Raw genomic sequence first — 26,916 nt, forward strand, 5'->3', positions numbered from 1 at the left:
CAATGAACCTCAACAGCAGCATCCTTGCCGAAGACTCGGGCATCTTCCACATCACCTTCGACTGGCCGATTTTCTTCAGCCAGCTCTTCGGTTTCGCGGTCATCATCTTCGTCATCGTCAAATGGGTGGCGCCGCCGGTGAAACGGCTGATGGCCAAGGCTCAGAACAATATTCAGAAACAGCTCGAGGAGAACCAGCAGGCGACCGACCGTCTCGTCGAGGCCAAACGCGCCTACGACAACGCGGTCACCGACGCCCAGGCCGAACTCGAGCACATCCGCGAGGACGCGCGCGCCGACGCCGAACGCATCATCGCCAAGATGCGCGAGTTCGCCGACGCCGAGGTCGCCCGGGTCCGCAGCCAGGGCCGCGACCAGATCGCCCAGATGCGCACCCAGCTCATCCGCGATCTGAAGGTAGAGCTCATCACCACGGTCATGGACAGCACCGAGGAAAAGGTCCGCTACGAGATCAGCTCCACGCACGTGGCGGCCGACAGTATCGACAAATTCCTCGAGGACCTCGAGGCGATGGCCAACGCCGAGCCACCGGTCCGACGCCGCGCCGAGCCCTGGGCTTTGTAAAACCGGGTGGTCGCCGGACCGCATGCCCTGGCATGCTGGCCGCGTGAGCACCGCGCAGATCACGATTGATTTCGCGCCCGAATTGCGGCTGTTCGTCGCGGCCGCACAGCGGGACGGTCGCTCGTCCGTGCGGATCGACACCGTGTCGACACTCGGACATATCGTGGAATCGCTCGGCGTGCCGCTCACCGAGGTGGGCAAGCTGCTGGTCGATGGTCGGTCCGTGGACCCGTCGTATCTGCCCACCGACGGCGAGTCGGTGTCGGTGCGCGCCGTGGTACGCCCGCAGCGATTCGACGAACCGCTGCGTTTCCTGCTGGATATTCACCTCGGCACCCTGGCGCGGCGGCTGCGCCTGCTCGGCGTCGACACCGCCTACGAAAATCCGGATATCGGCGACGCCGCACTCGCCACGCGCTCGGCGACCGAACATCGCATCCTGCTCTCCCGCGATCGCGGACTGCTGCATCGACGCGAAATCTTCGCTGGCGCATACATTTACAGCCACCGTCCCGTCGAGCAACTCGACGACGTGCTATCGCGTTTCGCACCGCACCTTGCGCCATGGACCCGCTGCACCGCCTGCAACGGCCCGCTGCGCATAACCGATAAGCAGACCCTGCGCGGCCAGCTCCCGGACGAGACCGAGCGCACCTACGACGCGTTCGCACAGTGCGTCGACTGCGGCCGAACCTATTGGAAGGGTGCACATCACGCGCGTCTCGACGCGATCGTCACCCACGCCATGCAGTTCGGCACCTGACCGCGCCGCCGCACACCTTCCCACAACGCCGCGCACCCTTCCGCGCCGCCGCACACCTTCCCACAACGCCGCACACCCTTCCCGCGCCGCCGCACACCCTTCCGCGCCGCCGCACACCCTTCCCAGGCGGTGCGCACGTTTCGCGGCAGCGCGCACGAAATCGTGGGCGAAATGGGCGTGGCGCGCGGATCGATGCGTGGGAGACATTCCCACCCAGCCGGATCAGGCGCCGAACACACCTTCGAGGCGGCTGCGGGAGCCGGGATGGACCAGGCGGGCCACGCTGACCAAAGCAGTCGCGGACCAGGTGCGGCGGCGGATCTGGAGGCAGGGTTCGGTGCGGCGGATGCGCAGTAGCCTGCAGTCCTCCTGGCTGCCCTGGACCGCCTCGACGACGTGTTCGCCGCGCACCAGCGGGGCCGCTTCACTGAGGTACCGGTTCGGGGTGATCTCGGCGAAATTCTGGTCGAGATAGCCGGGTGCGGCCGCGGGGTTGACGTAGCGGTCCTCCACCTGGATCGGCACCTCGTCGTCGAAATGCACCAGCAGCGAATGGAATACCGAATCGTTCGGCCAATCGTCGAGCAAGGGGTTGTCGGTGTCGAGGGTTTCGCTGCGCAGGAAGATGACCTCGGTGCGGTGCCGGTGACCGCGCTGCTGGATCTCGTCGGCGATATTGCGCACCTCGAACAGCGGCGAGGCCACCTTCGCGGGTGCGACGAAGGTGCCGACCCCCATCATCCGTACGACCACCCCGGCCGCGGCCAGCTCACGCAGTGCCCGGTTGACCGTCATGCGGGAGATCCCGAGCGCGTCGACCAGTTGATGCTCCGAGGGCAGCTGATCCCCCGCGACCCACCGTCCGGCGCCGATCTGGGTGCGGATCAGGGTCTTGATCCGCTCGTACGCCGGTGCCGCATCGGGTCCGGACGCCGCGAACAAGACCGCCAGGTCTGCATCGCCCACCGGGCGGGCCATCGCCACCACCTCTCACGTCGCCTGGCCGCAACCTTAGCCGTTCCGGTTGACAGTCACTTGTATATACAGGACTATGCATCTGGGCAGGCTGTCCCAGCTGCCCCCCTTCTCCTGATGGAAGGCGGATCCATGCCGCACCACGACGAAATCGACGCCGGACTGCAAATCGAGCGCCGCACCATCGAAGTAATTCCCGATGCCGAACGCCACGGCACGCCGCGCAATCAATTCACCCTCTGGTTCGGGGCGAATATGCAGATCACCGCGATCGTCGACGGTGCGTTGGCAGTGGTATTCGGCGCCGACGCGCTGTGGGCGATTATCGGATTGCTGCTCGGCAATATTCTCGGCGGCATCGTGATGGCGCTGCATTCGGCGCAGGGCCCACGGCTCGGATTGCCGCAAATGATCTCCAGCAGAGCGCAATTCGGTGTCCTCGGTGCGGTAATGCCGCTGTTGCTGGTGATCGTGATGTATCTCGGTTTCGCCGCGACCGGTACCGTGTTGGCCGGTCAGGCGGTGAACAAGATTCTGCACGTGGACAATTCGACCGTCGGCATACTCGTCTTCGGTGCGCTCACGGCATTGGTCGCGGTGACCGGCTATCGGCTGATCCATGTGATCGGGCGAATCGCCACCGTGGTCGGCATCATCGGCTTCACCTACCTGACCATCCGGCTGTTCACCGAATACGACGTCAGCGCCTATGTCGGTACCGAATCCTTCGACATCGTGACCTTCGTCCTCGCGATCTCCCTGGGTGCGGGTTGGCAACTGACCTTCGGACCGTACGTCGCGGACTATTCGCGCTATCTGCCCCGCACGACCAGTGCCCGGACCACCTTCTGGTCCACCTTCGCGGGCAGCGTGCTCGGCTCGCAGTGGGCGATGACGCTCGGCGCGCTGGTGGCCGCGGTCGCCGGAAAAGCGTTCCTGGGCAATCAAGTCGGCTTCATCGGCGACCTCGCCGGACCGTCCGCGATCGCGCTGCTGATCTACCTGGTGATCGTGGTCGGCAAGCTGACGGTGAACTGTCTCAACGCCTACGGCGGATTCATGTCCATCCTGACCTCGGTGACCGCATTCAACGGTCGGTCGCACACCACGCAGGCCGCGCGGGCGGCCTATATCGTGGGCTTCACCGTGGTGTCGATGCTGATCGCCATCGGGGCCAGCGCCGACTTCCTCAACAACTTCAAGAATTTCGTGCTCGTCCTGCTCATGGTCTTCACCCCGTGGAGCGCGATCAACCTGATCGACTACTACCTGATCTCGCGCGAGCGCATCGATATCCCGGCGCTCTACGATCCGGACGGCCGCTACGGACGCTGGAACCTCGCCGCGCTGGCCTGCTATACCCTCGGCATTCTCGCCCAGATCCCGTTCCTCGCGCAGAAGCTCTACACCGGGCCGATCACCGATCTGCTCGGCGGCGCGGATATCTCCTGGATCGTCGGCATCGTCTTCACCGCTGCCATCTACTACCCGCTGGCACGTCGCACGAGCAACCCGCCGGACCGCATGATCTACCCCGCGGACACGGTTGCGACGACCCACGTTTCAGCCGAGTAGTACGCGCCGCCCTGCCGCGAATCCACTGACGCGCAGGTCGATTCCGGCGATCTCCACCGGCTTGCCCAATCATAACTAGTTACCGGCTGGTCGGGTGTAGACCTTGGTAGAGCGATCCGCACGCACACGCCGGGAGGGGTTTTGCGCATCGATTTGGGCCGGGATCTACGGGAGCGCGCCGACAAGAACGATGACATTCCTGAATGGCGGCCAATTCATTTCGATCTGACCATCGATAGGGACCGGTCGGCATTGTCCGAACTACTGGCGACAACGGACGTGCGGGTACACGACACGCTTACCGAGCAATTGCGACAACTCGTGCTCGCACGCGAACCCGCTTGTCCCCGTGATGAGTTGGACGAACGCGTAGGGCAGCTGCACGGCACGGATCCCGCCGGATACGGCAGGTGGGTGTGGTACCCGTGGTCGGCCGATCTCGTACATGTGTTACCCGAGACGGAATTCCGGGAGGTCCGCACCGACCGCAATCGCTATCGGATCACCCGGGAAGAACAGCAGCGGCTGGCGCGGATGCGGATCGGCGTGGTCGGGCTCTCGGTCGGCAGTGCGACCGCGCTCACCCTCGCACTCGAAGGTATCGGCGGTTCGTTCAAGATCGCGGACCTCGACCGGCTCGGCCTGTCGAATCTGAATCGGATCCGCTCCCGCGTGGCCGACCTCGGCATCGAGAAGTCGGTCATCGCGGCGCGGCAAATGTTCGAGATCGATCCGTATCTCCGAATCGAGAGATGCCCGAAGGGGATTCGACCGGAGGCGATCGATGACTTCCTGCTCGGTGGCGGTGGTCTCGATCTGCTGGTCGAAGGGTGCGACGATCTGCACACCAAGGTGCGGCTCCGGGAGCGGGCGCGCGTTCACGGCATTCCCGTGCTCATGCAGACCAGCGATCGGGGCCTACTCGATATCGAGCGCTTCGATATCGAACCGGATCGGCCGATCTTCCACGGTCTGCTCGGTTCGGTACGGGCCCAGGATCTGCGCGATGTCACGACACCGGAGAAGATCCCGTACGTCCTCGAAATCCTCGACGCGGCCCGGCTCAGCACGCGCGCGGCGGCCTCGCTGCCCGAGGTCGGGCGGACGATCGGCAGCTGGCCTCAGCTCGCCTCCGGCGTGGCGCTCGGCGGCGCGATCATCGCGGATGCGGCGCGGCGACTGCTGCTCGGCGAACCGGTCGGATCCGGGCGCTACTACGTCGATCCAGGCGAGTTGATCGACGCGAAGCACTGCATCTATCGCGAACCTGCCTCGCCCGCACCATTATTCGCGATCGCCGAAGAGGCCCGAAGGGATCCGCCGCTGCCACCGCAACCATCGGAGCGCGGAACGGTATCCGACGATGCCGTGCGGTGGATAGCGGCCATGGGCACACTGGCACCCTCCGCACACAATGCACAGCCGTGGGCGCTGATCTGGCGGCGCGATAAGGCGGTCCTGGAGTGCCGTCACGACCCGAGACGTGACCTGCCCAGCCTCGACTTCGCGCACGGCGCAACGTGGGTCGCGTTCGGTGCGCTGTTGGAGAATATCGAGCTCGCAGCCGGGCAGCTCGGATTGCGCACGCAGATCCGGACGTGGCCCAGAGCCGACCTCGTCGCCACGGTCGAACTGTCCGGCGCACCGGAATCGGCGGCATCACCGCTCGTCGCGCATATCCCGACCCGAGTCACCAACCGGCGTCGTGAGTTGCGGAGACCGCTCGATGCGGAGACAGCGCAATCGCTGGTCACCGCCTGCGCCGAGTTCGGCGGACGATTGCAACTGTCGTGCGAGAGAACGGAATTGGCGGAACTCGGCGCGCTGATCGGCGCGGGCGATCGCATCGGTCTGCTGAACCGGGCGATGCACCGCGAAGCGATGAGCGGCTACCGGTGGACACCCGAAGAGGTGCGAGCCGAACCTTATGGTCTCGATATCGCCACCGCTGAACTCACCGCGGCCGAACGCGGCGCGCTGCGCCTGCTCAGCCAGTGGCGGGTCGCGGAATGTCTGGCCGAGATCGGCGGCGGCCGTGCGCTGGAAGACCTTTCCCGGCGCGCGGTGGCAGGCGCCGCCGCGGTCGGGCTGCTGACGATGCCGGGTGTATCACGCGAAAGCTATCTGCGCGGCGGGCGCGCCATGCAGCGGATGTGGCTCACCGCGACGGCGAAAGGCATTGCACTGCAACCGATGACCGCACTGCCCTACCTCTTCGCCCGCCTCGAACGGGGCGGTGGCCACGGCCTCTGTAAACGCGAGCAGGCCGAACTCCGCGAACTGCGCGTGCGCTATCAACGGGTGTTCGAGACCGACGCGGACCATGCCGAGGTGCTGCTGTTCCGACTCGCGTACACGGGACCTCCGACGGCGCGTTCGCTGCGCCGCCCGTTGGTTCAGGTCCTCGATCTCGCCTGACTCGCGAACCGCCGACTACGAGGCGTGGTGCGTCGGGTGGTAGTGCTCCCAGGCGGCGGCCAGTGCCTTGCGCACGTCCGCGGGCAGGTAGTCCCGGATCTCCGCACACAGATGGACGCTGTTCCCGCAGTCGTCGCACCAGATCCGGACCGTACGCGCGTCCTTGGCAACGGCTGCCGCGATCCAGTCGGCGCGCATATTCCCATGATCGACGGTGGCTACCCATCTGTCCCCGTAGCCATCGACATCCTGATGGATGGCATTGACCATGGTCACCGCGAACATCGGGTTGGGCTGAGCCTTGTTCTTCGTCATAGCGGGAAAACCTCCGGCCCTGTCGAGCGAAATATTCGTGCGACATCGAAGTAATACCTCCCGGCGAACGGTAGGTCCAGCAACCTGGCGGTGACCGATTGCTTCGCGACGCAGGAAGCAACCGTAACCCCGGCCGACCTGCCCGGCAAGAGATCGATTTCGGGTGGAAACCGAAGGGAATCCGCAGGTAAAGAGATCGCAAAGGCTCTAGGGCTATTGCCGGTATGGCACCGCTGCCGCTCGTGCCTGCGCGCTGATCGCCCGCATGATCTGGGCCACAGCAACCCCCTGGGCCGGAACCTGGCCTGCGCTACCGGGTTCCGGGATCGGTCAGGGGGAAGGCGTTGGGCACGAAGGGGACTCAGGATCGCGGCGGCGCGGGAGCGGGAATCGGATCGAGCGCTCGGCCGAATGCGGGCTCAGGGCCGACCGGCCGTCCCTGCGCAGGTGTATCCAGGCCGCGATCAGAACGATCAGGAATTCGATGACGTAGCCGTTGATCAAGACCTTGGTGATCGGCCACCACGGCGGCAGCAGGAACACGCCGATCGACACCCAGGTCTTGCTCCAGTGGTAGGTCCACGAGGCGGTCACCGTGAACAGCACCGCCGCCGCCACCCACCAGCGCCAGTTGTCCAGCCCCTTGTGCACGAGGAAGACGAACAGCGGCACGAACCACACCCAGTGGTGTCCCCAGGAGAACGGCGACACCGCGCAGGCGGTGAGACCGCCGAGGGTGATCGACAGCAGCCGCTCACCTCGCTGATACAGCGCCGTCGTGACCATCATGCTTGCGATCGTGACCGAGCCTGCGATGAGCAACCACAACCACACCGGCGCGGGCCCGTCGAGCAGATGCGCGATGACACCGCGGATGGACTGGTTGGACGGGTGGTTGTCCGGCGCGATCCGGTTGGATTGGAAGAACGTCGAGGTCCAGTACTGCCGGGAATCGGTGGGCAGGATGACCCAGGCGAAGGTGACCGAGGCGATGAAGACGGCGAATGCGGTGACCGCCGCGCGCCACTGCCGCAGGGCCACGAAATAGGCGACGAAGTAGATCGGGGTGAGTTTGATGCCCGCCGCGAGTCCGACGCCGACGCCACGCAGTTTGCTTCGGTCCCCGCGCAGCGCGTCCAACAGCACCAGCAGCATCAGCACCAGGTTGATCTGCCCGAAATAGAGCGTTTGGCGGACCGGCTCGATGAATACGCAGCTGGCCGCGATCAGCACGCTGACCACCACCAGCCGAGTCGTGATCCGATAGCCCAGCAGCCGCCAGCTGAGCAGCACACAGGCGATGAGTACGGAGAGGTTGACCGTCAACCAGGTGTTCGTCACGTACCCCCACGGCACCATGTAGATCGGCACGAACGCGATCGTGGAGAACGGCGTGTAGGTGTAGAGCAGGCCACGCATGGTCGGCTCGGTGTACAGCGGCAGATCGTGCACGATGCGCCACGCGCCGTCCCGATAGATGTGCACGTCGAGGCCACCGACCAGGAACCCGCCCTTGTCCAGGAACGGATCGATGGTGGTGAAGAGCAGGATCACCGACAGCAGGGCGCTCCCGGCGAGCAGGTATATCGCTGGTCCCGTACGCGGAAACTCCAGCTTCCGGGTGTCTCGCACCGATCCGCTACGACCGAGGCAACACCGTCGCAGGATTCGAAGTACAGGATCCTGTTGGGTGATAAGACCTCATCACGTCGACCGATCCATCCCTTCGTCCCGCACCTGCTGCACTACGGCGATAACCAGTTTTTAACGTACCTAATGACCCGCGCCTGCATCATGCCCCGAAGTGCTGGGGCAAGCAAGCCGCGGGATCATCGTTGCCTGCTGGCCCTGGCCCGCCTGCGTTCCGCCTGCAGTTCGGCAAGTTCTTGTTCGAGCATCTCGGCGATGCGGAACTGCCCGGTGTCGTGGATATCGGGCGTGCGAACCACCTGGAGGTGCGAATCCGGCTCGGCGGGTGCACTGCCCTTGCCGCGCGCGTTCTCGGTCGTCCTGCTGTCCTTCCTGCCCTCGAGTGAACTGGGCTTGCGCGCCGTCGCCGCGGCCGAACCGTTGCCCCTGCGCAGTGCCGACACGACCGACGGCTTGTTCTCCGCGGTGGGCTTCTCCTGCCCCACCGGGGCGGCCTTCCGCGCGGGCGCCTTCGCCGGGGGCGGCGGGGTCTCCACCTTCGCGACGGGCTTGGTCTCTGCCGTAGCGACCGGCTCGGGTGTGGCCGGTGCGAAGGGGTTGTTCTTCGCGACCACCGGCTTCACGGCCACCGGCGCGGTCGGCTCCTTGGCGACCGCGGGGCGGTTCTCGGCCTTCGCGGGAGCAGGCCGCTGCTCGACTGCCTGGGGCTCCGCATGGTCCGGCGCCTGAGCGTTGGCCGGCGCGCGACGCTTCTCGGGGGCTTCCGAACCCTCCTGCGCGGCAGGGCTTTCCCCATCCGGCGACTCCTCGACCTCGACCGCTTCGGCCTCCACGATCTCGTCGACTTCCAGCTCGGCGTCCTGTCCGGCACCTTCGGCGGCCGCCAGTGCCTCGTGTTCGACGGACTCCCGCTCCGCCCCCTGTGCTACCAGGGCCGCCTGGGTGTTCGCGCGATAGGACGCGATCGATGGCATCGTCCGCTTGAGTTGTTCGGCCGGATCGGGCAACTCGCGGACCTGCTCGGTGGCCCGGTAGATGGCCAGGCCGTAGCGTGCGCTGGCCGCGTCGTGAATGAGCAGGGCGACACCGATCATCACCGGCGCGACCGCGTGCACACCGGTCTCGTACCACTCCCCGTCACGCAGATAGGGGTAGGTGTTGAGGGTGACAGTCAGTGACAGCAGGGCGATTTCGGCCGCGGCGACCTGTCGGCGGTTGTCGATAACGCCCCATTCGGCGACCTTGTTGGTGCCGACCATGATGATGATCAAGCAGACGCTGATCATCGCCTCGATGAGGTAGCTGAACCAGTACAGCGGATCGCCCGGCCCGCCCGGCGCGATGTTGTGCTGCACATTGACCGCGGACCACAGCATGCCCGCCGCCACCACGCCGGCCAGCGCGCGCAGTGACCATCCCCGGTGCCGGTACAGCGACGCCAATTTGGCGTGCGGGCTGGACTCCCGCCGCTGCGCCGCAATTGCCTTGCGGGCTACCAATAGATCTCTGATGTCGGCCTTCTCGATCGCTTCCGTCGTCTGCCTGCCGCGGTCGGCCGCGGCGGCCGCGGCCTGAACCTGTTTCCATCGCTGTGCGCGATCCTCGCCGCGGATCTTCTCCGCGAGCTCACGTTCGGCGATCAGTTCGTCCTCGGACAGCGCCTCGGTCAGCGCGGGATCGAACTGGTAGGCCAGTCGGCCCCGTGCCCGCTCGACCCTTCGCGCGAGCTGTCCGACCTCGTCCTCGATGGGATGATGCTCGATGGTCAATTCGACTCCCAGCGGGAGAGATTCGACGGCAGACAAGTAATCACGCGTGGGAACGGCACCAGACATTCATAGTCGATTCACCGTTGCCAGCGAAACTGTCAATTTGCCGCCGGTGGGTCGTCCTGCGGCGTGCCGCGCGCGACACACGCATGCGAAGTTTCGATTTAACGACGATTCGGCACTCGCGGACGTCACCCGCCGCGCAATGAACATACGGTTCACCGGCCCGGATTCGCTGCGATGCGACTGCTTGCCACCAGCAAACAGCCAACCAGTCGGTTCATTCAAGGGGTGTCGACACATTCGGGCGTGTCGCCGCCAACTGGTCGATAGGTCAGGCGATTTCGGATCCGCTGGGCCGGTGCGCCGCGACATAGTCGTCGATCTCGCGCAGAAAGCTGTCCAGGCGGCCCGGCGTCAGCCAGGAGGCGCGGAACGAGTTCTTGGCAAGTTCGACGATACGGTCGAGATCGAGGTTCGCGTTGGCGGCGAGAGATAGATAGTTGTCGGCCGCATAGGCGCCGAAGTAGGCCGGATCGTCACTGTTGACGGTGACCGCGAGGCCGCGATCGAGCAGCGTGAGGATCTCGGTCGACTTCATCTGTTCGGTCACAAAGGAATTCGAGACCGGGCAGCAGGTGAATCCGATGCCCTTGGTCTCGGCCAGTTCGACCAGGCGCTCGTCCTCGACGATATTGGTGCCGTGGTCGATGCGGTCGACGCCGATGTCCTCCAGTGCCTGCCTGATGTGTTCGATGGAGCCTTCCTGATCGATATCGCAGTGCATGGTGAGCAGGAAGCCCTCGCGGCGGGCCCGCTCGAAGACGGCCGCGAATTTACTTGGCGGATTGCCTCGTTCGTCCGAATCCAGTCCGACGCCGATGATCCAATCCTTGTAGGGCAGCGCCTCGAGCAGTGTCGCCATCGCGAACTCGGCCGAATGGTCGCGCAGAAAACACAGGATCAGCTCGGCGGAGATGCCGAACTCCCGGCGGGCCCGTACGATCGCCGAGCGATACCCGCTGATCACGGCGCCGAACTCGACCCCGCGCCCGGTATGCGCCTGCGGGTCGAAGAACATCTCCACATGTCGGATGCCGTCGGCGTGCGCTCTTGTCAGATAGGCGAAGGCCAGATCGTCGAAGTCCTGCGACTGCTGCAGCACCCGCATGGCCGGGTAGTAAACCCGCAGGAACGAGGTCAGATCGTGGAACTTGTAGGTCTGCTTCACCTCCTCGACGGTCCGCTCGGGCAGTTCGATCCCATTGCGTTGCGCCAGCTGGAACTTCAGCTCCGGCTCCAGCGTCCCCTCCAGATGCAGATGCAATTCGGCCTTGGGCAGGCCGTGAACGAATGCGGCGAGATCCGTTGACATGCAGCCATCATCCCCCTCGACGGCCGCCATCGGGTGCGTTCAGGCCGCGTCCGACAGCGCCTCCCGCCAGTGCCAGGTATCGGTGTATTGATGCAGGGCGAACAGCTTTTCGTCGGCGATATGCCAGATGTGGGCGAATTCGGCGGCCACATGCTTGCCGGTGGCACGCGCGGTGCCGCGGTAGTGGCCGGTGACGATGACGGTGTTCGGATAGGCGTCGAACCATTCCTCGGCGAAGGGGGCGATCTCGTATTCGCGGAACACCGGCTGCCAGATACCCGCGAGCGCCGCCTCCGGGCTCTGCGCCTGTGTGACGGTCACGCTGGGCATGCCGGGAGCCACCCAGCCCTGGAAGCGCGGATGCAGCGCAGCGAGGATGCCCGCCGCGTCCCCGGATTGCGTTGCTTTGTAGAACTTTTCGACTACGTCTCGGTTGCTCATATTCTCATATTAGAGGGATCGTTCTACATCGACCAGAGGCATCAGCCGGTGATACGCAGCACAGCCGCTCGCTAACTGGTGCGGATTCGGGATCGCAGTGCGAGAACGCCCGCGGCCGAGCCGATCATCGCCATACCGACGACCCATAGTCCGGCTCGCTGCGTTCCGGTGAGGTCCTTCAGCGCGCCGGTGACATACGGTGCGACGAATCCGCTGACATTGCCGATGGAGTTGATCAGGGCGATTCCGCCCGCCGCGGCCGCACCGGACAGGAAGGTGCTCGGCAGCGCCCAGAAGGTGGGCAGCGCGGCGAGTACTCCGACGGCACAGACGGTGACCGCGACCATGGCGGCGAACGGGTTGCCCAGATACAGCGCCACCGGAATCGCGAGCCCGCCGATCAGCGCGGGCAGTGCCACATGCCAGGCCCGCTCCCCGGTTCGGTCGCCGTGCCTGCTCCACAGCACCATCACGACGGCGCCGATCACATAGGGCACCGCATTGATGAGCCCGCGCTGCACCACCGAATAGTGGGTGCCGTACTGCTGCTGGAAGCCGTTGATGATCGTGGGCAGGAAGAATCCGAGCGCATACAGGCCGTAGACGATGCCGCCGTAGATGAAGGCGAGGCCGAGCACGCGTGGATGGGTGAGCGCCTTGCGCACCGTCCAGTGTTCGACCCGCGCGGCCTGCTCTTTCTCGAGTTCCGACGTGAGCCAGTCTCTTTCGGTCTCGGTCAGCCACTTGGCCTGCGTGGGCCGGTCGGTGAGGAAGAACCAGGTGACCACTGCGAGGGCGATCGCGGGCACGCCCTCGACCAGGAACATGAATCGCCAACCGCTGAGGCCGAAGACGCCGTCGCCGTACTGGATGATCAGGCTCGATACCGTCGAACCCAAGGCGGTCGAAATCGGCACCGCCGTCATGAACAGTGCGACGATCTTCGCGCGCTGGGTCTGCGGAAACCAGTAGGTGAGATACAGCAGGATGCCGGGAAAGAATCCGGCCTCCACCACGCCGAGGGTGAATCGCAGGATATAGAGCCAGGTTTCGTTGGGTACGAATGCCATGACGGTGGCGACCACACCCCAACTCACCATGATTCTGGCAATCCAGCGGCGCGCACCGAACCGGTGCAGCGCCAGATTGCTCGGCACCTCGAGTACGAGATAGCCGATGAAGAAGATGCCGGAGGCGAAACCGAAGGCCGTCTCGGTCAGCCCCAGCTCCGTTTTCATACCGCTGGGCCCGGCGAATCCGATATTGACCCGGTCCAGGTAGTTGATGAAATACAGCAGCCCGAGATAGGGCACCAGTCGAATCGTGACCTTGCGCAACGTCGCGCGGGACACCTCGGGCGTTCCATCCATTCGCGAACTCTCGACCCGCATCCACCCAGCCGTCAAATTCCCAGACCCGGCGATACGAATGTTCGACACCGGACAGCCGACACGTCATGTGCGGGGACCCGAGCGTTCAACCCGCAACCGTACCGTTCGAGCCAGAAGCGAACGGAGATTCAAATGCTCGAGCCGCGACTTCGAACCCTATGGCTGGCGAATGTGGCCGCGGGCGCGGCCGCTGTGACCGTGCGCACCCCACTCTACGCCCGCCCCAGACCCACCCATTCCGTTCGTGTGCAACGGGATTCGATGCTGGCCACGGACCTCGAGGTCGTCACGGTAACCGACCGCTCGGTCATCCTGACCTGGACCACGTGCACCCGCGACCGCTATGGCCGCACCCGTCCGGTCCCGGCCGATACCGAGGTCCGCATCGCACCGGTCGACGGCCGGGCGGCGGCGCGACCGCGCTACCTGGACTCCTGGCCGACCGCCTACCACTATGCGGAGCTCGACGGCCTCGAACCCGGCCGGACCTACCGATTCGAGGCATATTCGGACGGCCACCGCGCCGTCCCCGCCCGGACCCTGGTGACCCGCCGCTCCGGAACACCGGAATCCACCGGCACATTCACCACCGCCGACCCGCCGCCGGGACGACTGCTGCACACCATCGCACTCGCCAATGATGTGCACTTCGGCGAGCACAGCAGCGGCCTGATCGTGGCCGGGCTGCCCACCGGCCTGCGTCACGAGACCGAGCACTATCCGGAGTTCATGCTGACCGCATTGCTCGACGACCTGCGCCGACCGGACCGCGCTGCCGATCAACTGATCGTCGCGGGCGATCTCACCGATACCGGCACCCTCGAGCAAAGCCTCGGTGTGCGAGCGCGGTTGGACGAGTGGGGCGTGCTCGGCCGCGACTACTTCGTCTGCCGCGGTAACCACGACAAACCCGACGAAAACCGTATCGACCACTGGGGCAAGGTATTTCACGCACGTCAGCGCCTAGTCGAACATCGTGTCGGCGAGCTGCGCATGATCGGCCTCGACACCACCCGGCTGCGTGGATCCGGTGGCACAATCGTCGCACCGCAAATAGCGCATCTGCGTGAACTCCTGGCGGCTGATCCGGATCGGCCCACCCTTGTATTCGGGCACCATCCGGTTACTTCCCATGCGGCGGTGAGCAATCCGGGCGGCCCGGGGTTCGTTCTCGATCGCACCAATGCCACCGCGCTCGGCGCGCTCTATCGCGATGCTCCCGGCGTATTCCTGCACCACTGCGGCCACACCCACCGCAACCGGCGCAACCGCCCGGACTCCGGTATCGATGTGGAGTTCCTGGAAGTCGCTGCCACCAAGGAATATCCGGGCGGCTACAGCCTGCTGCGCGTCTACGAGGGCGGCTACACGGTCAACTTCTACAAGACCCGCACCGAGTCGGCCCGCTGCTGGAGCACCCGCACCCGCCGCCAGTACCTCGGTCTGCATCCGGATCATGCCCTCGGCAGTTGCGCCGACCGCAACCACGTTGTCCAGCGCGATTTCTCCGGGTTGTAGTTACAGTCGGTCATGCGGACAGTGACCGTGCGGCGCACCATCGCGGCGCCGATCGAGCGGGTTTTCGATTGGATCACCGATGCGGCGAACTACCGTCAGGTGCCGGGCGTGCTCCGGGCCGAGGTGACGCGGGTCGGCATGGACGGCGTCGGCACCATGCGCGAAGTCACCACGGCCGCATTGAAACTCACCGAAGAGATCGTCGGATACGAGCGACCGGTGCGAATGGACTATCTGATCCGGTCCTCGATTCCACCGCTGCGGCACGAGAGCGGGAGCATGCGGCTGCGGGAGACCGCGGACGGTACCGAAGTCACCTGGGTCTCGACCTTCGAAGTCCGGACTCCGGTGTTGAGTGGCACATTGACCAGGACGTTCGCACCCGCGGTCGCCTTCGGTTTCCGCACGGTGCTGCGGACGGCCGAGCGCGAACTCACGGGCTGACGCGTTACTCGACCTACCGGCCGCCCGGCTACTGTCGCAGACAGGCGTGAAACTTCGGGAAGCCGAGCCGGGAGAGGTTGGTAACTGATGGGTGTTGGCGGTCTTCGATTGGCCTCGGTTGTCGCCGCTGTTGTGCTCGGATCCGTTGTGGCCGGACCTCGTTCGTACGCGGCACCGCTCGAACCGGGGTCAGTGGTGACCACGGATGGATCGAAGATTACCGGGGTTCGGGTTCGGGATGACCGGCATCTCACGTTGACGGTGTACTCGGGGGCGATGGGGCGGGAGTTATCGGTGGAGGTGCAGCGGCCCGCGGATACCGGAGTGCCGCGGCCGACGTTGTATCTGCTGGCCGGGGTGGATGGTGGGGTCGATGGGGCGACCTGGGGGTCGAAGACCGATGTCATGGGGTTTTTCGGCGATAAGAACGTCAATGTGGTGCAGCCGCTCGGTGGGGCGTACAGCTACTACGCCGATTGGCGGGCGGCGGATCCGGCGTTGGGGGTCAACAAGTGGCAGACGTATTTGACTCGGGAATTGCCGCCGCTGATCGATGCCGCATTGGGCGCCAATGGGCGCAATGCGATTGCCGGGATCTCCACCTCCGGTACGTCGGTGCTTTCGCTGGCGATTTCGAGTCCGGGGTTGTACCGGTCCGTCGGCGCATTCAGTGGGTGTGCGCAGATCAGCGATCCGGTTGGGCAGGCGTTCGTCGGGCTGTCGGTGCGCAAGGGTGGCGGCGATCCGGTGAATATGTATGGGCCGCCGCAGGATCCGATGTGGGCGGCGCATGATCCGTATGTCAACGCCGAAGGCTTGCGCGGATTGAATTTGTACCTTTCGGCGGGGAGTGGACTACCCGGGCCGTACGACAATCCCACCGATCCGCATACGCAGAGCTGGGCAGAGGGTGGCCTGCCCCTGCAGGTGACGATGGGCGGCGCGATCGAAGGATCGACCGCCTGGTGCACCCGCAACATGCAGCACCGGCTGAATCAGCTCGGCATTCCGGCCACCTACGACCTCGAACCCACCGGCACCCACTCCTGGGGTTACTGGGAACGCGCACTGAAGGAATCCTGGCCGGTTCTCGCCAATGGACTGGACGCCTGAACCCCGCCGACATCGCCGTCACTGGACGCGAGTATTTCCCGAAGCCGAAATAGTCCACGGTCACTCTCCTAGGCTTTGGTACGAGTGGAACGGCGTGTGTCTCGAGCACTCGGCGACATCTAGGAGGAATCGTGTCCGAAACCGTGCGTGGCGTGATCGCCCGTAGCAAGGGCGCACCGGTCGAACTCGTCGATATCGTGATCCCGGATCCCGGGCCGCACGATGTGGTGGTGCGCATCCAGTCCTGCGGGGTGTGCCATACCGATCTGCACTACCGCGAGGGCGGTATCAACGACGAATTCCCGTTCCTGCTCGGGCACGAGGCCGCGGGCGTCGTGGAGACCGTCGGGGACGCGGTCACCCATGTTGTCGCGGGCGATTTCGTCATCCTGAACTGGCGCGCGGTCTGCGGTGAATGTCGCGCGTGTAAGCGCGGCCGCCCGTGGTACTGCTTCGCCAGCCACAATGCGAGCACGAAGATGACTCTCACCGACGGCACCGAACTCAGCCCCGCCCTCGGCATCGGCGCATTCGCGGATAAGACGCTGGTGCACGAAGGCCAGTGCACCAAGGTCGACCCGAATGCCGATCCGGCCGTCGCCGGACTGCTCGGCTGCGGCGTGATGGCGGGTCTCGGCGCGGCGATGAATACCGGCAATGTGTCGCGTGGCGATACGGTCGCGGTCATCGGCTGCGGCGGTGTCGGCGATGCCGCCATCGCGGGTGCGCGACTGGCCGGTGCGCGGACCATTATCGCGATCGACCGCGATCCCCAGAAGCTCAGCTGGGCAACGGAATTCGGCGCAACTCACACGATCGATGCGACAAAAACCGATGTCGTCGAGCAGATCCAGGAATACACCGACGGTTTCGGCGCGGATGTGGTCATCGACGCGGTCGGGCGCCCGGAAACCTGGAAGCAGGCCTTCTACGGACGCGACCTGGCGGGCACCGTCGTGCTGGTCGGCGTCCCGACTCCGGATATGACCATCGAGATGCCGCTGATCGATCTGTTCTCCCGTGGCGGCGCACTGAAATCCTCCTGGTACGGTGACTGCCTGCCCGAACGCGATTTCCCGATACTGGTCGATCTGTATCTGCAGGGCCGACTTCCGTTGGAGCGCTTCGTCACCGAGCGCATCGCCCTGGACCAGGTCGAAAAGGCCTTCTCCGCAATGCATGCCGGTGAAGTGCTGCGTTCGGTGGTGGTCTGGTGAGCCTGCGCATCGATCGGGTCGTCACCTCCGGCACCTTTTCACTCGACGGCGGTACCTGGGATGTCGACAACAATGTGTGGTTGATCGGCGACGACGCCGAGGTGGTGATCGTCGACGCGGCGCATGATGCCGACGCGATCATCGCAGCCGTCGGCAACCGCAATGTCCGCGCGGTCGTCTGCACGCACGGTCACAATGACCACGTCACCGTCGCACCGGAACTCGCGAAACGCCTCGACGCCCCGATCCTGCTGCATCCGGGCGACGATCCGCTCTGGCGTATGACCCACCCCGACGTCGACTACGAATCACTGGCCGATACCCAGCGAATCACCGTGGCGGGCACCGATATCGAAGTCCTGCACACCCCGGGCCACTCCCCCGGCTCGGTCTCCCTGCACCTGCCCGAGGCCACCGCCCTGTTCACGGGCGACACCCTGTTCCACGGCGGCCCCGGCGCCACCGGCCGCTCGTTCTCCGACTTCGGCACAATCATCGATTCCATCCGGGACCGCCTGCTGACCCTTCCGGAGGAAACCACGGTCCACACCGGCCACGGCGACGGCACCACCATCGGCGCGGAAAAACCCGCACTATCCGACTGGATCGCCCGGGGCCACTAACAGTAGTCAAGATCAGGTGGCACTGGTGGCGGCGGCTTCTCGCCCGATGCCGCCATGGATTCCACCTGATCTTGATTACTGTTCGGCGTCGGCTTTGATGCGCTCGAGGGTTTGGCGCATGCCGTCGCGGTTGGTTTTGCCGCGGGCGCGGCCGGCTACGAGCCAGTAGAGGCGCAGCGGGAGATTGTTTTCGTTCAGCTGGAACGATTCGGTCACGTCGGTACCGCCCTCGACCGGCTCGAAACGGTAGCGCCAGGTATTGACCGCCATCCCGCGCGGTCCGAGCACGGTGAATGCGAACTCACGTCCGGGCTCGCACGCGACGATCCGGCAGACCGTCCAATACTTCAGCCCCCAGCCATTGCGGTTGACGTGGCCGCGGAATTTGACGCCCACTGCGGGAGCCGTTGCGCCACCGAGCCATTCGGTCGCGAAGGTCTCCGGCGAGTACTTCCCGGTATTCGTAATATCGCTGACCAAGGCCCAGATCTTGTCTGCGGGTGCCGCCATTCGAACCGTCACGCTATCGTGCATACCTGCACGCTAGCAGGCACCTTCTCAGACAGGTCCGCTCAGTGCGGATCGATGCCGGTCCAGAACGCGACCAGATCGGCGCACACGCGGGCCGGGCGCTCCTCGTTCGGTAGGTGGCCCACACCGTCGTAAACCGCGGTGCGCGCGCCCAATTCCTCGGCATAGCGTTCGTGGACGCTCGGCGGCCAGAGATCGCCGGAGTTGCCGTAGGCGATGAGGATCGGGAGGCCGGTGGCGCGCAGGGCGGCGGTGCAGTCGGTCGGGCCCTCCATGGCCCGCATGATGCCGATCAGATTCGCCTTCTTTGTGGTGAAGATGCGGTTGCGCAGGAATTCGAGTTTCGCGGGTGGAACCAGGGCCGCCATGGCCTGACTCATCTGCTCCCACAGTGCCCGCTGGCCACCGCTTTCGATGAGTTGGGCGACCAATTGCGGTGGTGCGAAGTTGATATCGGAGATCGAGGACGGGCCGGAGGCGAGCAGGCTGAGGCTGCGGAAGCGGTCCGGATGGGCGGCAAGCGCGGCGCGTGCGACGTAGCCGCCGAATGAGTGGCCCACCAGGTGAATCGGTGTGTCGTCCGAGATCTGATCGGCGACGAGGATCAGATCGTCGGCGAAATCGGCCATCGTGTATCCCGATGCCTCATCGGGACCGTCGGACTGCCACTGCCCGCGCTGATCGTAAGCGACACAACGGAATCCGGCTGCCGACAGAATGGGCACCATGGCCTCGAAGTCCTCTTTGGAGCCGGTGAAGCCGGGGACCAACAGCACCGTGCCGCGCATCTCGACGTCATGCGGCGGTATGGATTCCCAGGCTGCCAGCGCGCCCGCCGCGCCGCGCAGGGTGAAGGACGTGGACTGCGCGGTGGCGTGGCTCATCGGTTCCTCCATCGTGCTCGGCACTAGTGCGGCAACACCCTCCAGTCTATCCGAGCAAACATTCGGAATCGTTACTTATTCGAGATATTCAGAACAAAGTCATCGGCTCGGTGGGAATGGGATCGGGCAGCGGCTCGAGTTCGGGCAGGCGGGCGCGGACCTCGTCGTGGAAGCGGCGGGCGAGGTGCAGGGAGGAGGCGTTGTCGGGGGTATGGATGAAAACCGTTGGTGAGCGGCCCTCGCGCAGCCATGCGATGACGATGTCGAGCCACGACTGCCAGCCGGCAACTGTGCGCTCGGCCGAATCGCGGCCGTGATAGCGGACGATCGGGAATTCGGTGAGCGCTCGCGTGCGGCGCGGCACCCGCGGTTTCTTCGCCCGCGCCTCGGCCTCCGCGGCACTCTCGGCGGGTCCGTCGAAAAGCAAAGTGGTGTCGAAGGGCACCCATTCGGCACTTACGCGTGCGAGCACCTGCTCCAATTGCCGTGCGGCGCTGTCATTTTCGAAGAATGCGGGATGCCGGACCTCGACGGCGGATCGGTACGAGCCGGGCAGCGCGCGCAGGAATCCGGCCAGCGTCCCGAGATCGGCCGGACCGAACGATCCCGGCAACTGCACCCACAGCGCATGGATGCGCGGGCCGAGCGGTTCCATCGCATCCAGGAAGGTGCGCAGTTCGGCTTCGGCACCGTGCAGCCTGCGCTCGTGCGTGATCGGCTTGGGCAGTTTGACGACGAAGCGGAAGTCGGGATCGGTCTGCTTCGCCCATGACTCCACCGTGCTGCGCGTCGGCGTCGCATAGAACGTCGTATTGCCTTCCACCGCGGTGCACCACGAGGCGTAATGCCGCAACCGCTCGGCCGGAACCGGTTGATATTCCTGCCATGCCGCGTGCGTCCACATCGCACATCCCACGTGAAGCCGCATGACAGGGACGCTAACGCACGTCGCGTACGCTGACGGCTCCACCTCCAGCACCTCGGGAAAGAGATCATGACGCGGTTCGAGAATGTCAGTGTGGCCAAGAAGGCCAATGTGTACTTCGACGGCAAGTGCATCAGCCACGGCATCGAGCTGGCCGACGGCACCGCGAAGTCGGTGGGCGTCATCCTGCCGTCCACCCTGACGTTCGATACGGTCGAGCCGGAGATCATGGAGTTGATCCAGGGCGAGTGCAAGGTCACCCTCGCAGGCGAGACCGAAGCCGTGACCTACCGCGGCGGCGAATCGTTCTCGGTGCCGGGCAACAGCTCATTCGAGATCGAGGCGCTCACGACGCTGCACTACGTCTGCCACTTCGGCTGAGCCGGTCAAACGCCGAACGCGTTCGGCACCCAGTGAATCCGCCAGCGCGGTCAGCACATCCGCGCACCCGGCATCGACGGTGAGCGTGGCGAGTTCATCGCCTCGGGTCCGGCCGCGGTTCACGATGGCGACCGGCTTGCCCTGTTTCGCCGCAAATCGCACGAACCGCAGCCCGGACATCACCGTCAACGACGATCCCGCCACCAGCAGCGCGTCCGCCGCCTCGACCATTTCGAACGCGGTGGCAACGCGCTCCTTGGGGACGTTCTCCCCGAAGTACACGATGTCCGGCTTGAGCATGCCGCCGCAGCGCGCGCAGTCCACCATCCGGAAATTCGCGGTATCGGCGACCACCGCATCGGCATCGGGGGCCACCTCTACCCCGGTGGCCGTCGCCGATGCCGCGAAACCCGGATTGGCGGCCTCCAACCGCTCGGCCAAGGTCATCCGCGAAATCAGCGCCGCACAGCCGAGGCACCGCACCCGCGCATAGGTCCCGTGCAGATCGATGACTCGCCGATGACCCGCCTTCGTATGCAGCAGATCGACATTCTGCGTAATCAACCCGGTGACGACGTCCGCCCGTTCCAACCGCGCCAACGCCCGATGCGCCGCATTCGGCCGTGACCCGTCCATGGCCCGCCACCCGATGTGGTTGCGCGCCCAATACCGCTGCCGAAACGCCGCATCCCCCACGAACTGCTGATACGTCATCGGAGTTCGCACCGGCGACCCCGGCCCCCGATAATCCGGAATCCCACTGTCGGTCGACACCCCGGCCCCCGTCAGCACCGCGACCCGCCGCCCCGCCAGCAGCCCGCACAACCGCGCGACAGCGGATGCGTCGAATCTGGACATGGAATTCAGAGTAAGCGCAGCCGCCCGGTCGGTGATCCCGGGCGGCTGCGAGGGCACTACGTCGGTCCTGATCAGGCCTGCAGGCCGAGCTCGATCTCCAGGGTGAGGGTGATCTTGTCGCCGATCACCGCGCCGCCGTCGGGCAGCGGCATATCGATGGTGATGCCGAAGTCGCGACGGTTGATGACGGTCTTGGCCTCGAAACCGGCGACCGGGCCATGGCCCATACCGGGGTTGACACCGAGGAATTCGACATCGAGGGAGACCGGGCGGGTCGTGCCGCGGATGGTGAATTCACCGTCGACGACGAAATCCTCGCCATCGACGCGGAATCCGGTCGACTTGAAGGTGGCCACCGGGAAGTCGGCGGCGTGGAAGAAGTCCGCGGTGCGCAGGTGCGCGTCGCGCTGCTCGTTGTCGGTGGTCACCGACTCGACCAGGATCTCGGCCTCGGCCGAGGCGGTGCCGTCCTCATTGATGACCAGCTTGCCGGAGAAGTCGGCGAAGCGACCGCGGACCTTGCTGACCATCAGGTGACGCACGGTGAAGCCGAGGGTGGAGTGGGCGGGATCGATGACCCAGGTGCCCGCGGTCAGATCCTTGGCGGTGGTGGTCGACATTGTCGGTCTCCTCATGTGGTTGATATTTCAATTACTTGTACATCGAACGAGTATTCAGTTCTGGCATTTCAGGACCGGTGCGCCGTTGCACCGGGGGATCAGACCTCCACAGTGCTGCCCTTGGCACGAGCCGCGACCAATGACGCATGAGTCGGCGCATCCGGGACATGGGCCGGACGCAGTGCGTCGAACTCCTTGCGCAGCACCGGAACTACCTCCCCGCCGAGCAGATCGAGTTGCTCCAGCACCGTTTTCAACGGTAGACCCGCGTGGTCCATCAGGAACAGCTGTCGCTGATAGTCGCCGAAGCTTTCCCGGAACGTCATGGTCTTTTCGATCACCTGCTGTGGACTGCCGACGGTCAGCGGCGTCTGCTCGGTGAAATCCTCGAGCGACGGGCCGTGGCCGTAGACCGGCGCGTTGTCGAAGTAGGGACGGAATTCACGCACCGCGTCCTGAGAGTTCTTGCGCATGAATACTTGTCCGCCGAGGCCGACAATGGCCTGGTCGGCGGAGCCGTGGCCGTAATGCTCGAAGCGGCGCCGATACAGCTCGATCAGGCGCTGGAAGTGCTCCTTGGGCCAGAAGATATGGTTCGCGAAGAAGCCGTCGCCGTAATAGGCGGCCTGCTCGGCGATTTCGGGACTGCGGATCGACCCGTGCCAGATGAACGGCGGTACCCCGTCCAGCGGTCGCGGCGTTGCGGTGAACGCCTGCAACGGAGTACGGAATCGGCCCTCCCAGTCGACCACATGCTCGCGCCAAAGCCGGTGCAGCAGATGGTAGTTCTCGATCGCCAGCGGGATGCCTTCGCGAATATCCTTGCCGAACCACGGGTAGACCGGACCGGTATTGCCGCGGCCGAGCATCAGATCGACGCGACCGTCGGCCAGATGCTGCAGCATGGCGAAGTCCTCGGCGATCTTCACCGGATCATTGGTGGTGATGAGTGTCGTCGCCGTCGACAGCTGCAACCGCTCGGTCTGCGCGGCGATGTAGCCGAGCATCGTGGTAGGCGACGACGGTACGAACGGCGGATTGTGATGCTCGCCGGTGGCGAATACGTCCAGGCCGACCTCTTCGGCCTTGCGCGCGATCGCGACCATCGCCTTGATGCGCTCGTGCTCGGTCGGGGCCCGACCCGTCGTCGGGTCGACCGTCACATCGCCCACCGTGAAGATTCCGAACTGCACCACGCCTCCTCTCGGAAAGTCTGACACCTATTTGGTGGATATGGCAACCAACAGGGCGGTGTCGCCATCTATTCCCGAGGGGTCACTTGCGCAGCCGTGATTCCAGACCGTCCATGACGCAGAGCAGACCGAAATCGAAGGCCATCGCGCGGGCGGTCTGATAATCGGCGGGTTGCATCTTCCGGTAGTCGTCGAGCATCTCCGGATAGTCGGAGGCGAGCTCATCCATGACGTCGAGCACCATTTCCTTGTCGAAACCCTTGTCGCCGAATGCCTTCGCCGCGGTGATCTCCGGGATGACCTGCCCGAGTACATAACTCGTCACGGTGCCACTCGCGAGGTAGATATCGACGCCGGTGAATCCGGCGTCGATAAAGGTGCGGCGCAGTCGATCACTGAGTTCGAAGGCCTTCGGGCCGACGCTCGGCAGGGAGCCGATCAAGGTTGTCACCCAGGTGTGGTCGAGCATGGTGAGCCGGAAGTTGTAGGCGTAGGTCGTGACGACCTCACGCCACGAGGCCTGGTCCGGATCCGGAATTCGTATCAGACCCCAGATCTCGTCGAGGACGAGTTCGAGCAGTTCATCCTTATTCGCGACATGCCAGTAGAGGCTGGTCGCGCCCGCATCGAGCTTCGCGCCGAGCTTTCGCATGCTCAGCGCGCCGAGCCCGTCGGCATCCAATACCTCGATTGCGGCGGCGACGATCTGGTCGCGGCGCAGTCCGGCCGCCTTCGGCTGGCGCGGCTCACGGGTCCACACCGAGGAGAACTGCTGCTTTGTCACAGCTCCGCCTCGCTAGCGCTCGGCTCCGCTGCGACAAGATGTGCTGTGTCTTCGGTTCCCTCGCTGCGCTCAGTCACAGGGCCAACATAATTCTCTCGCACATTGTGCGATTCTATCGTACGGTGTTCGAGTGGAATCGAACGTTGTACGAGATCCTCGCCGTTGGTGGATTCTGGGGGTCCTCTGTCTGTCTCTGCTGGTGCTGATGATCGATGGCACTGTGCTCAATATCGCCATTCCGTCTTTGATCCGGGAACTCGACGCGACGCCGTCGGATGTCCAGTGGATCCTCGACGCCTACGTCCTCGTCTTCGCCGGCCTGTTGCTCACCGCGGGCAGCCTGTCCGACCGGTTCGGCCGGCGGCGCATGCTGGTGATCGGGTTGGCACTGTTCGGCGTGGCATCGCTTGCTGCAGTGTTGGCCACCGCGCCGTGGCAGGTGGTCGGGGCGCGCGCTCTGATGGGCGTCGGCGGATCGCTGCTCATGCCGTCGACCCTGTCCATCCTGATGACCACCTTCGCCGAGGACGAGCGGCGCAAGGCGATGGCGGCCTGGTCCACCGTGTCGATGGTCGGCATCGTGCTCGGGCCGACGCTGGGCGGCTTTCTGCTACAGCACTATTGGTGGGGTTCGGTGTTCCTGCTGAATATCCCGGTCGCGGTGCTCGCGATTGTGGCCGCGCTGGTGCTGATGCCGGAATCCACCGGTGAGCAGCGGCCGGTCGACCTGATCGGCGTGCTGCTGTCCATCGTCGCGCTCACCTCGACGGTCTACGTGATCATCGAGCGCGAGTGGAACATTCCGATGATCGGACTCGCCGTGGTCACCGGATTGGCGTTCGTGGTCTGGGAGAGCCGGTCGGCGCATCCGATGCTGCCGCTGGCGGTATTCCGCAATCGCGATTTCACCGGCACCTGCTGCACGCTGCTGCTGATGGTGTTCGGTATGGGCGCGATCATGCTGATGCTCACCCAGTACCTGCAGTTCGTACTCGGCTACGGGCCGATGAAGGCGGGACTGGCGCTGCTGCCGTATGCGGTGGCCGCCGCGGTGTGCAACGGTCTCGGCGCGACGCTGGGTAAGAAGTTGAGCAATAAGACGCTCATCGTCGCCGGTCTGCTCGTCATGGGTGGGGCGTTCGCGATCCTGGCCGTCGGTTCCGGATATTTCGCGGTACTGGCCAGCATGCTGGTCATGGGGATCGGCGGCGGTCTGGCGGGTCCGGCCGCGTATGCCGCGATCATGAGCGCCATTCCGCTCGAGCATGCGGGCGTCGGCTCGGCCATGAACGACACGCTGCAGCAGGTCGGCATGGCGATCAGCATCGCGATCCTGGGTAGCGTACTGGCCGGTGTGTTCACGTCGCATATGCCCGAAGACGTACCCGATGCCGCACGTGAATCCATCGGCGCCGCATTCCAACTCGGATATATCGAACCGGCCAAGGAAGCGTTCACCGATGCCATGTCGACCGGCGCGTGGATCAGTGCGGGCTTCAGCATCGCTGCAGCACTACTCGGTTTGCTATTGCTGCGGACACGGCCCGCGCCGCAGGTCGACACACCGGAGGAAGTAACCGTGTCATAGCTGGCATCGATTTTTCGCTCCGAATCCGGTCGCTTCGCACCGCAGGCTCGGCTAGGCTCCCCTCGACCTCCTTGCCGCGCATACGAGTACATTGCACGGGGAGTTGCTCGAGCAGGCGAGTCGAGCCTGCACGGGGCGTTGCGAAGAGCGAATCATCTGATGACTGAACGGAATACCCGAATGAAGCTTTGCGATAGCACTGCGGCGGCGATCCTTGTCATCGGTGCCGTGACCTTGGGCGCCGGAGTTTCGCATGCCGAGCCGGTCGCCGCGCCCCCGCGGCAGGACATCACTTACTCGGTCAAACTAGTCGACAAGACAGTGGTGGCCAGCGTGCGTAACGGCACCTTCACCCTGTCCAAGGCAGCGGAAAGCGAGCTCGCGGCCGGCGGCGACGGGCGGCTGGTCGACAAGGACGGCACGCTGGTCGATAAAGACGGCAAGGCCGCCGATATCGCCGATGTGATCGATGTCGTCGATCTGGCCGACACCGACGGTCACGTCGTCCTGACGCTGCCACTGCGGTTCCGGGCGGCCGATACCGACATACCGGTCAAGCCGGTGGTCGAAAAGGACGGCACGGTACTGGAACTGGCGCCGCAGAAGCCCGCCGGACTCGACATCTCGCAGCCACTGGCCGTCAAGCCGGTGGCATCGATGGCCGAGAACAACCGTGCCCGTGATGAATTCGCCATGCAGTTCGGCCTGGCCACAGCGATCGGTGGCTTCGTCGGCACCGCAATCGGCGCGGTCGTCGGATGTGTCGCCACCATTGCCGCCGGCTGCATCCTCGGCTTGACCACCGGCGCCGCCCTCGGCGGGATCATCGGCACGATCGCCATTGGCGGACCGGTCCTGATCGCCTCCGGCGTCGATTACGTCAACACGATGATGTCTCCGGACGGCACCACCCGGTTCGCGGACAAGACGACGACCCAACCCGCGCCGCCCGCACCGAAGTAGTTCCGCGGAACTGACTCC

At 65.0% G+C, this 26,916-nt stretch carries 26 protein-coding genes; 12 read left to right on the forward strand and 14 right to left on the reverse strand.

Features of this window, described 5'->3' with window-relative positions:
- The first annotated feature begins 2 nt into the window (after window positions 1-2).
- Together ACZ60G_RS15840 and ACZ60G_RS15845 are read left to right on the forward strand one after the other, a co-directional pair.
- Window positions 3-584 (forward strand): F0F1 ATP synthase subunit B family protein, encoded by a 582-nt coding sequence (locus ACZ60G_RS15840; protein ID WP_465810834.1) that lies wholly within the window; start codon window positions 3-5, stop codon window positions 582-584.
- A 43-nt stretch (window positions 585-627) separates the two neighbouring features.
- Window positions 628-1,347 (forward strand): Mut7-C RNAse domain-containing protein, encoded by a 720-nt coding sequence (locus ACZ60G_RS15845; protein WP_465810835.1) that lies wholly within the window; start codon window positions 628-630, stop codon window positions 1,345-1,347.
- A 222-nt stretch (window positions 1,348-1,569) separates the two neighbouring features.
- Here the strand turns inward: ACZ60G_RS15845 and hutC are convergent, their stop codons facing one another.
- Entirely contained in the window at window positions 1,570-2,325 is a 756-nt protein-coding gene (gene hutC, locus ACZ60G_RS15850; RefSeq protein ID WP_465810836.1) for a histidine utilization repressor, read from the reverse strand.
- Between the two features lie 129 nt (window positions 2,326-2,454).
- Between hutC and ACZ60G_RS15855 the strand changes: the two genes are divergently transcribed.
- Entirely contained in the window at window positions 2,455-3,897 is a 1,443-nt protein-coding gene (locus ACZ60G_RS15855) for a purine-cytosine permease family protein (RefSeq protein WP_465810837.1), read from the forward strand.
- 141 nt (window positions 3,898-4,038) lie between these two features.
- A complete protein-coding gene (locus ACZ60G_RS15860; RefSeq protein ID WP_465810838.1) occupies window positions 4,039-6,315 on the forward strand; it encodes an Rv1355c family protein in 2,277 nt (758 codons plus the stop codon).
- A gap of 15 nt (window positions 6,316-6,330) precedes the next feature.
- Here the strand turns inward: ACZ60G_RS15860 and ACZ60G_RS15865 are convergent, their stop codons facing one another.
- From ACZ60G_RS15865 to ACZ60G_RS15890, 6 genes are all read right to left on the reverse strand, one after another.
- A complete protein-coding gene (locus tag ACZ60G_RS15865) occupies window positions 6,331-6,630 on the reverse strand; it encodes a hypothetical protein (RefSeq protein WP_465810839.1) in 300 nt (99 codons plus the stop codon).
- Between the two features lie 330 nt (window positions 6,631-6,960).
- A complete protein-coding gene (locus ACZ60G_RS15870) occupies window positions 6,961-8,262 on the reverse strand; it encodes a glycosyltransferase 87 family protein (RefSeq protein ID WP_465810840.1) in 1,302 nt (433 codons plus the stop codon).
- Between the two features lie 197 nt (window positions 8,263-8,459).
- Window positions 8,460-10,049 (reverse strand): prolipoprotein diacylglyceryl transferase, encoded by a 1,590-nt coding sequence (locus ACZ60G_RS15875; RefSeq protein WP_465810841.1) that lies wholly within the window; start codon window positions 10,047-10,049, stop codon window positions 8,460-8,462.
- A gap of 334 nt (window positions 10,050-10,383) precedes the next feature.
- Complete coding sequence (add, locus tag ACZ60G_RS15880; RefSeq protein ID WP_465810842.1) at window positions 10,384-11,424, reverse strand: adenosine deaminase; 1,041 nt, start codon at window positions 11,422-11,424, stop codon at window positions 10,384-10,386.
- A 39-nt stretch (window positions 11,425-11,463) separates the two neighbouring features.
- Window positions 11,464-11,865 carry a nuclear transport factor 2 family protein gene (locus tag ACZ60G_RS15885; protein WP_465810843.1) on the reverse strand — a complete coding sequence of 134 codons (402 nt, stop codon included), beginning with the start codon at window positions 11,863-11,865 and terminating at the stop codon, window positions 11,464-11,466.
- Window positions 11,866-11,936: 71 nt separating this feature from the next.
- Entirely contained in the window at window positions 11,937-13,235 is a 1,299-nt protein-coding gene (locus ACZ60G_RS15890) for an MFS transporter (protein WP_465810844.1), read from the reverse strand.
- Window positions 13,236-13,388: 153 nt separating this feature from the next.
- On the opposite strand from ACZ60G_RS15890, the gene ACZ60G_RS15895 reads away from it, so the two are divergent.
- The 5 genes from ACZ60G_RS15895 (at window position 13,389) to ACZ60G_RS15915 (ending at window position 18,171) form a co-directional block, all read left to right on the forward strand.
- Complete coding sequence (locus ACZ60G_RS15895) at window positions 13,389-14,774, forward strand: metallophosphoesterase family protein (RefSeq protein ID WP_465810845.1); 1,386 nt, start codon at window positions 13,389-13,391, stop codon at window positions 14,772-14,774.
- A gap of 12 nt (window positions 14,775-14,786) precedes the next feature.
- Window positions 14,787-15,218 (forward strand): SRPBCC family protein, encoded by a 432-nt coding sequence (locus ACZ60G_RS15900; protein ID WP_465810846.1) that lies wholly within the window; start codon window positions 14,787-14,789, stop codon window positions 15,216-15,218.
- Between the two features lie 87 nt (window positions 15,219-15,305).
- A complete protein-coding gene (locus tag ACZ60G_RS15905) occupies window positions 15,306-16,331 on the forward strand; it encodes an alpha/beta hydrolase (protein ID WP_465810847.1) in 1,026 nt (341 codons plus the stop codon).
- 131 nt (window positions 16,332-16,462) lie between these two features.
- Entirely contained in the window at window positions 16,463-17,548 is a 1,086-nt protein-coding gene (locus ACZ60G_RS15910) for an S-(hydroxymethyl)mycothiol dehydrogenase (RefSeq protein WP_465810848.1), read from the forward strand.
- The gene (locus tag ACZ60G_RS15915; protein ID WP_465810849.1) at window positions 17,545-18,171 is read left to right on the forward strand and encodes an MBL fold metallo-hydrolase; all 627 of its coding nucleotides are present in this window, start codon (window positions 17,545-17,547) and stop codon (window positions 18,169-18,171) included. The genes ACZ60G_RS15910 and ACZ60G_RS15915 overlap by 4 nt, the downstream gene beginning before the upstream one ends.
- A 75-nt stretch (window positions 18,172-18,246) precedes the next feature.
- Here the strand turns inward: ACZ60G_RS15915 and ACZ60G_RS15920 are convergent, their stop codons facing one another.
- The 3 genes from ACZ60G_RS15920 to ACZ60G_RS15930 form a co-directional block, all read right to left on the reverse strand.
- Complete coding sequence (locus tag ACZ60G_RS15920; RefSeq protein WP_387292132.1) at window positions 18,247-18,705, reverse strand: SRPBCC family protein; 459 nt, start codon at window positions 18,703-18,705, stop codon at window positions 18,247-18,249.
- Window positions 18,706-18,743: 38 nt separating this feature from the next.
- On the reverse strand, window positions 18,744-19,586 hold the full coding sequence (locus ACZ60G_RS15925; protein ID WP_465810850.1) for an alpha/beta fold hydrolase: 843 nt from the start codon (window positions 19,584-19,586) through the stop codon (window positions 18,744-18,746).
- A gap of 88 nt (window positions 19,587-19,674) precedes the next feature.
- Entirely contained in the window at window positions 19,675-20,514 is an 840-nt protein-coding gene (locus ACZ60G_RS15930; protein ID WP_465810851.1) for a DUF72 domain-containing protein, read from the reverse strand.
- A 66-nt stretch (window positions 20,515-20,580) separates the two neighbouring features.
- Here ACZ60G_RS15930 and ppnP point away from each other — a divergent pair, with 66 nt between their 5' ends.
- Window positions 20,581-20,892, forward strand: coding sequence for a pyrimidine/purine nucleoside phosphorylase (gene ppnP, locus ACZ60G_RS15935; protein ID WP_465810852.1), 312 nt, complete (start codon window positions 20,581-20,583; stop codon window positions 20,890-20,892).
- Here ppnP and ACZ60G_RS15940 read toward each other — a convergent pair.
- The 4 genes from ACZ60G_RS15940 to ACZ60G_RS15955 all read right to left on the reverse strand — a co-directional run bounded on the left by ACZ60G_RS15940 (window position 20,839) and on the right by ACZ60G_RS15955 (window position 24,347).
- Window positions 20,839-21,750, reverse strand: a complete 912-nt coding sequence (locus ACZ60G_RS15940) for an NAD-dependent protein deacetylase (protein WP_465810853.1) — start codon at window positions 21,748-21,750, stop codon at window positions 20,839-20,841. The genes ppnP and ACZ60G_RS15940 overlap by 54 nt on opposite strands.
- 71 nt (window positions 21,751-21,821) lie before the next feature.
- Window positions 21,822-22,370, reverse strand: a complete 549-nt coding sequence (locus ACZ60G_RS15945; protein WP_465810854.1) for a YceI family protein — start codon at window positions 22,368-22,370, stop codon at window positions 21,822-21,824.
- 98 nt (window positions 22,371-22,468) lie between these two features.
- Complete coding sequence (locus tag ACZ60G_RS15950) at window positions 22,469-23,563, reverse strand: LLM class flavin-dependent oxidoreductase (RefSeq protein WP_465810855.1); 1,095 nt, start codon at window positions 23,561-23,563, stop codon at window positions 22,469-22,471.
- Window positions 23,564-23,645: 82 nt separating this feature from the next.
- Window positions 23,646-24,347 carry a TetR/AcrR family transcriptional regulator C-terminal domain-containing protein gene (locus ACZ60G_RS15955; RefSeq protein WP_465810856.1) on the reverse strand — a complete coding sequence of 234 codons (702 nt, stop codon included), beginning with the start codon at window positions 24,345-24,347 and terminating at the stop codon, window positions 23,646-23,648.
- A gap of 130 nt (window positions 24,348-24,477) precedes the next feature.
- Here ACZ60G_RS15955 and ACZ60G_RS15960 point away from each other — a divergent pair, with 130 nt between their 5' ends.
- Together ACZ60G_RS15960 and ACZ60G_RS15965 are read left to right on the forward strand one after the other, a co-directional pair.
- On the forward strand, window positions 24,478-25,935 hold the full coding sequence (locus ACZ60G_RS15960; protein WP_465810857.1) for an MFS transporter: 1,458 nt from the start codon (window positions 24,478-24,480) through the stop codon (window positions 25,933-25,935).
- Window positions 25,936-26,115: 180 nt separating this feature from the next.
- Window positions 26,116-26,898: a DUF8020 domain-containing protein gene (locus ACZ60G_RS15965; protein ID WP_465810858.1), complete on the forward strand. Its 783-nt coding sequence runs from the start codon at window positions 26,116-26,118 to the stop codon at window positions 26,896-26,898.
- Window positions 26,899-26,916: the final 18 nt, after the last annotated feature.

This window comes from Nocardia sp. NPDC102475 (assembly GCF_055584605.1).